Source organism: Streptomyces sp. NPDC057543 (genome assembly GCF_042801895.1).
GTDB lineage: Bacteria > Actinomycetota > Actinomycetes > Streptomycetales > Streptomycetaceae > Streptomyces.
In genome coordinates this window covers 1-1,967 of the sequence record NZ_JBHVFF010000555.1, presented here as the reverse complement: position 1 = coordinate 1,967, position 1,967 = coordinate 1, and the positions used below count along the sequence as shown (strand labels likewise).

The window sequence follows — 1,967 nt, the reverse complement described above, 5'->3', positions numbered from 1 at the left end:
CGGCCCCGGTGTTCGGCGGGGCCGGGCCGGTCCTTGCCCGCGTGCCGTTCCGCCGGGGCGCGCGGGAGCGGGGCGCGGTGCACGTCTGAGCCGGCGACTCGCCCCCGGTCCCTGCCCCGGTGATCGCGGAGGCGTCGCCGGGCAGGGCGCTGACCTGCGCCTCAACCGCGTTGGAGTGAAAGGGACTTCGACACGCGGGCAGATGATTGTCATGCCCTGACCACGTAGCTACTCTGAGCGGGCTTCGCGGCCCCCGGCCCACCCCATCTCGGGCACGGGGGCCGTTCTCCTACCCCCACAGAGCAGGAGCAGGTATGCCCAGACGTGCCGCCGTCCACACCAAGGGCCGCGCATCCGTCCTAGCGGCCCTCACCGCCACCGTCCTGGCCGCGACCGGCAGCCCGGCCTTCGCCGCTCCGGACGCCGACCACTCCATGAACCGGGCGTTCGCACGGGCGGCCGCGAAGTTCGACGTACCGCGTGACCTGCTCGCCGCCGTCGGGTACGGCGAGACCCGTCTCGACGGCCACTGGGGACACCCCAGCCAGGCCAACGGGTACGGCGTCATGCACCTCGTGAGCAACCCCACGAACCCGACACTGGAACGAGCGGCCGCCCTCACCGGCGAACCGCCGGCCCTCCTGCGCACCGACGCCGCGGCCAACATCCTGGGCGGCGCGGCGGTGCTGCGCAGCTACGCGGACAAGCTCGGCCTCGATGCCCGGGACCGCGACGACGTAGACGCCTGGTACCCGGCCGTCGCGCGGTACAGCGGCACGACGGGAGGCACCGCGGCCCTCTACGCCGACACCGTGTACACCTTCCTGGCCAACGGGCTCTACGCCACCGTCCCCGGCGGTGAGCACGTCTCGGTGACGGCCCGGCCGGTCTCACCGCAGAAGGGCGCGCTCGGCACCACCGACGTACGCGCACAGAGCCCCGACTACCCGTCGGCGCTGTGGGTTCCGGCCGACGCGCACAACTTCGCCATGGGCCGGACGGCCAGGATCGGCAAGGTGATCATCCATGTCACGCAGGGCTCGTACGCGGGCTCGATCAGCTGGTTCCAGAACCCGACGGCGGAGGTGAGCGCGCATTACGTGGTGCGCTCCTCCGACGGCCAGATCACCCAGATGGTGCGTGACAGCGACACCGCGTACCACGCCCGGGGCGCCAATGCCTCGGCGCTCGGCATCGAGCACGAGGGGTTCATCGACGACCCGTCCTGGTTCACGGACACGATGTACCGGTCGTCGGCGGCCCTGACCAAGTACCTGTGCGACCGATACGGGATTCCGAAGGACCGGGCGCACATCATCGGGCACAGCGAGGTACCGGGCAACGACCACACGGACCCGGGGCCGTACTGGGACTGGAACCGCTATATGCAGTTGGTGGGCGGGGCCAACGGCGGCGGAAAAGACGGCGGCAACGGCGGCGGCAACAGCGTTGACGGCCTGAACTTCACCGTGTACGAGACCCAGCAGAGCGGCTCGACGGGAGCCCAGGTCAGAGCCGTTCAGCAGCTGTTGAGCGAGCAGGGCTACGGGGTGGGCGCGGTGGACGGCAGCTTCGGCCAGGCCACAAAGAATGCGGTGATGGCGTATCAGGCGACCCACGGCCTGACGAGCAACGGCGTCGTGGGTCGCAGGACCTGGACCGCACTGCTGTCCGCCGGTACGACGACGACCCTCAAGCAGGGCGACTCGGGCGACGGGGTGAAGCGGCTTCAGCGCTCACTGACCGCGGCGCTCGGCTCGACGGTCGGTATCGACGGGAGCTTCGGCCCGGCGACGGCGACAGCGGTGCGCACTTACCAGACGAGCCGGGGGCTGACGGCCGACGGCATCGTGGGACCGGGAACCTGGGCGGCGCTCCAGGCCGGTCACTGACGAGTCGTACGGGAAGACCGTGGCGCCGTCCGGCGTGAGTGGACGGCGCCGCACGTCCCGGGCCCCGGTGCACAC

1 protein-coding gene is annotated in these 1,967 nt (G+C 71.3%); it reads left to right on the top strand.

Features of this window, described 5'->3' with window-relative positions:
• Nucleotides 1-314: 314 nt before the first annotated feature.
• The gene (locus ACFU8Q_RS41215) at nt 315-1,892 is read left to right on the top strand and encodes a peptidoglycan-binding protein (protein WP_384465271.1); all 1,578 of its coding nucleotides are present in this window, start codon (nt 315-317) and stop codon (nt 1,890-1,892) included.
• Nucleotides 1,893-1,967: the final 75 nt, after the last annotated feature.

Bases quoted from the DNA above. Each gene is read 5' to 3' on its own strand.
- ACFU8Q_RS41215 (WP_384465271.1), top strand. From the start codon at position 315: ATGCCCAGACGTGCCGCCGTCCACACCAAGGGCCGCGCATCCGTCCTA.